The organism is Candidatus Glomeribacter gigasporarum BEG34 (assembly GCF_000227585.1).
In the GTDB taxonomy this organism is placed as follows: domain Bacteria; phylum Pseudomonadota; class Gammaproteobacteria; order Burkholderiales; family Burkholderiaceae; genus Glomeribacter; species Glomeribacter gigasporarum_B.
This window is the reverse complement of record NZ_CAFB01000074.1, coordinates 1-3,899: the sequence shown is the minus strand read 5'-3', so window position 1 is coordinate 3,899 and position 3,899 is coordinate 1. Positions and strand designations below refer to the sequence as shown.

The following is a 3,899-nucleotide window of genomic DNA, read 5'->3' as shown; positions in this document are numbered from 1 at the left end:
TCAGTTCATTGATCAGATCAAAAGACAAAAACAGGCCGGCAAAGGCAAATAGCGCAAACCCAAAGGCCCAATAAATCTGACGTGCAAAATAGCGCTCATAAAGCGGACTGTGCAGCAGCCTCATCTCTGTTTTGTCCAACGTCTAAGAACCTGTTTACGATCTTACTGCGCACCCGTGATACAGGGTCGGGCGGTACTCGGAATGCTCACATATTTCATATATGCTCCGCTTCCTGCGCTCCGTCCTTCCCTGTCTGACGGGCGCTCGTGACAGATCGTGAACAGGTTCTAAGTTAACGCGCGACGCGGAAAGGCGGGAGTCCGCCATCTGGTCAATCTGAAAAATGCGCTAGCGCGCCCGCCGCCGCGCAAACAGCGCGCCAAGCGCGACGACCAGAACCGCGCCGGCGATCTGGGCATAGATGCGGGCAGCGGTTGTCATCAGCAGAGGAAAGCGCTGCAGAATCGCATCTTGAATGATCAATCCGCCCGCAATCCAGCCAAGCAGCGCTGCGCCCGCAGTGACAATAAACGGAAAACGATCCAGCAGTTTCAATAAGAATTGACTGGCCCAGATCATCAGCGGAACGCTCAGCAGCAATCCGAGCGCAATCAATAAAAAGCGGTGTTTGGCGTGCGCCGCCTGAGACGCGCTGGCAATGCCAAGCACGTTATCAAGGCTCATCGCAAAGTCCGCGAGGAGGATGGTTTTAATTGCGGCGGCCAGCCGTTTGGACGACTGAACAGTATGGAGCGCATTGCGACGGGGCGCAGTCAATTGGATGCCAATCCAGAGCAGCAATAAGCCGCCGGCCATTTTCAGTCCAGGCCATTCAAATAACGCGAGCGCAAAAAACATCAGCAGCGCGCGCAACGCGATCGCGCCGACTGTGCCCCACACGATACCCTGTTTACGCTGAGCGGCGGGCAAATCGCGGCAGGCAAGCGCGATGGCGATGGCATTGTCGCCGCTGAGCATCACGTCGATCACGATGATCTGCGCAATCACGCCCCAGTTCAGGCCGGCGATAAGCTCTGACATGCAGCGTCGGGTTCAGGCGCCCGCTAACGGAGAAATTTAGCGGCGGCAAAGGCCAGTGCCACAATCGAAACGGATGATCCGATAAACCATTGGATCATCGTATTTTTCAATTTTTCGATGTCGACTTTTAATTCGTTCTTGGTGGCTTTTAAATCGCTTTTAGTTGCAAATTCGGCGATTTCTGTATGTAAATCCGCACGTTTAATGTACTCAGACATCGTGAGACGCGTTTCCTTTTCAATTTCACGATGTAGAGCATTTACAGTTTCTCTGGCCTGGGCCGGTTTCACACCAGCATCGGTGAGCGCCTGATAAAAGTCAAGGTCCATTCACATCTCCAGATTCGTGCAGCCTATGCTGCGCGCCTCCCTATATTCTTGCTGATGTATCTCTGTTCAATATGCAATGCCGTTTTTAAAGCGCCGATTTCAATAAACGTCCGATTTCGGACGGATTCTTTGTCACTTTTATACCGCACGCCTGCATCACTTGCAGTTTTTCATCCGCAGTGCCTTTGCCGCCTGAAATAATCGCGCCGGCGTGGCCCATCCGCTTTCCGGGCGGCGCGGTGACGCCGGCGATAAAACCGACGACGGGTTTTTTCATATGATGCTGCACCCATTGCGCGGCGATTTCTTCATCTGAACCGCCGATTTCGCCGATGATCACAACGGCTTCTGTTTCTGGATCATCGTTGAACAGGCGCAGCACATCGAGATGTTTCAGGCCATTGACTGGATCGCCGCCGATGCCGACCGCCGAGGACTGACCCAAGCCAAGCGCGGTCAGTTGCGCAACGGCTTCATACGTGAGCGTACCGGAACGCGAGACGACGCCAATCCGGCCTTTTTTGTGGATATGGCCTGGCATGATGCCGATCTTGAGCTCATCCGGCGTGATCACGCCTGGACAATTCGGCCCCAGCAAGCGCGTTTTGCGGTTTTCGCGGCGCATCCGGTCTTTGACTTCGATCATATCGCGTACCGGAATGCCTTCAGTAATACAAATGACTAAATCAAGGTCGGCTTCAACCGCTTCCCAGATGGCTGACGCCGCGCCGGCGGGCGGCACGTAAATGACGGATACGGTCGCGCCGGTGCTGGCTTTGGCTTCGGCAACCGTACCGAAAACCGGTATGCCTTCAAAATCTTCGCCCGCCCGTTTCGGATTGACGCCGGCCACATAAGCGGCGCGGCCATTCGCATACTCACGGCATGCGCGGGTATGAAACTGGCCCGTCTTGCCGGTGATGCCTTGGGTCATGACTTTGGTGTTTTTATTGATCAGAATACTCATTTAAATTTCCATTTGAAATGAACAGCGTGCGTGTTTCTATCAAGCTGCAGCAGCAACGACCTTCTGCGCCGCCTCTTCCATGCTATCGGCCGCAATAATCGGCAAGCCGGACTCGGCCAGCATTTTTTTACCCAAATCTTCGTGGGTTCCTTTCATCCGCACCACCAGCGGCGCTTTGAGCTGGACGGCCTTGGACGCCGCAATCACGCCTCTAGCAATCACATCGCAGCGCATGATGCCGCCAAAAATATTGACCAGAATCGCTTTCAAGGCGGGGTTTCTCAGCATGAGCTTGAAGGCTTCGGTGACTTTTTCGGTGGTTGCGCCGCCGCCAACGTCGAGGAAGTTTGCCGGTTCGCCGCCGAACAGTTTGATCGCGTCCATCGTCGCCATCGCGAGACCCGCGCCATTGACCAGACAACCGATATTGCCGTCGAGCGAGATATACGCAAGTCCGTATTGGGAGGCTTCGACTTCTGCGGGGTCTTCTTCGTCAAGGTCTCGATAGGCGGCAATGTCCGGATGACGGAAGAGCGCGTTGGAATCGAAATTGAATTTGGCGTCGAGCGCAATCAACTGGCCGTCGCTGTTCAGAATCAGCGGATTGATTTCAGCCAAATCGGCATCTTTTTCCCAGAAGGCGGTATATAAGCCGTGCAGTATCTGGCGTGCGGCAGGCAGCGAAGCCTGCGGCACGCCAATTTTGGTCGCAAGCGCGTCGGCATCCGCGTCGGTTAAACCCTGTATTGGATCGATGATGATTTTATGAATCAATTCCGGCGTTTTTTCAGCGACTTCTTCAATTTCCGTCCCGCCTTCACTGGAGGCCATGAGTGTGACGCGCTGGCTCACGCGGTCGACGGCCAGGCCGATGTACAACTCTTTGCGGATGTCAGCGCCTTCTTCAATCAGCAACCGCCGGACTTTCTGGCCGTGCGGGCCCGTTTGATGCGTCATCAGTTGCATTCCCAGGATTTGGCTGGCGTAGTCGCGCACTTGATCGATGGATTTGGCGATTTTGACGCCGCCGCCTTTGCCGCGTCCGCCCGCGTGAATCTGGGCCTTGACGACCCAGACGCTCCCCCCCAGTTCGCGCGCGACCTGGACGGCCTCATCGACCGATAACGCAGGTTTGCCGCGCGGCACGGCGACGCCAAACGCGCGCAAGATTTCCTTGCCCTGATATTCATGAATTTTCATTCGTACTTCCTTGTTTTACAGATTATTTTTGAAAAGTGGATGGAGGGTATCGGCCTCAAAACCGCGCATCGCCAGAAAGCGCATTTGTCTAGCGCGTTCAGCGGGCGTTTTTGGCGCTGAACCGTACTTTTTTTGCCAGACGGCGCGGGCGCGCGCAAGCTCGGACTCGCGCAATTGCGCGCTCAGCACAGCCAATTGCGCTTCGTCCACTGCGTGCTGCTTCAGTTCGGCGATGATCTTGCGCACGCCAAAACGCGCGGCGCGCTGCGCAACCAGATGCTCGGCAAAGCGGGCGTCGGACAAAAAACCGTCGCGCTCAAGCGCGTCGAGCGTGGAATCCAGTTGATCGATATCCGCTGTT

General features: G+C 55.4%; 5 protein-coding genes and 1 pseudogene. All 6 read right to left on the bottom strand.

Features of this window, described 5'->3' with window-relative positions:
* Positions 1-124 (bottom strand): annotated as a pseudogene (locus CAGGBEG34_RS10790) (LPS export ABC transporter permease LptG); the annotation flags it as partial.
* A gap of 225 nt (positions 125-349) precedes the next feature.
* Positions 350-1,042 (bottom strand): TerC family protein, encoded by a 693-nt coding sequence (locus CAGGBEG34_RS08520; protein WP_006683262.1) that lies wholly within the window; start codon positions 1,040-1,042, stop codon positions 350-352.
* A 23-nt stretch (positions 1,043-1,065) separates the two neighbouring features.
* A complete protein-coding gene (locus tag CAGGBEG34_RS08515) occupies positions 1,066-1,371 on the bottom strand; it encodes a hypothetical protein (protein ID WP_042688443.1) in 306 nt (101 codons plus the stop codon).
* Positions 1,372-1,456: 85 nt separating this feature from the next.
* Positions 1,457-2,338, bottom strand: coding sequence for a succinate--CoA ligase subunit alpha (gene sucD / locus CAGGBEG34_RS08510; protein ID WP_006683261.1), 882 nt, complete (start codon positions 2,336-2,338; stop codon positions 1,457-1,459).
* 39 nt (positions 2,339-2,377) lie between these two features.
* Positions 2,378-3,538, bottom strand: coding sequence for an ADP-forming succinate--CoA ligase subunit beta (gene sucC / locus CAGGBEG34_RS08505; protein WP_006683260.1), 1,161 nt, complete (start codon positions 3,536-3,538; stop codon positions 2,378-2,380).
* A gap of 15 nt (positions 3,539-3,553) precedes the next feature.
* On the bottom strand, positions 3,554-3,899 hold a 346-nt coding region (locus tag CAGGBEG34_RS08500; RefSeq protein WP_042688442.1), incomplete at its 5' end, for a RecX family transcriptional regulator.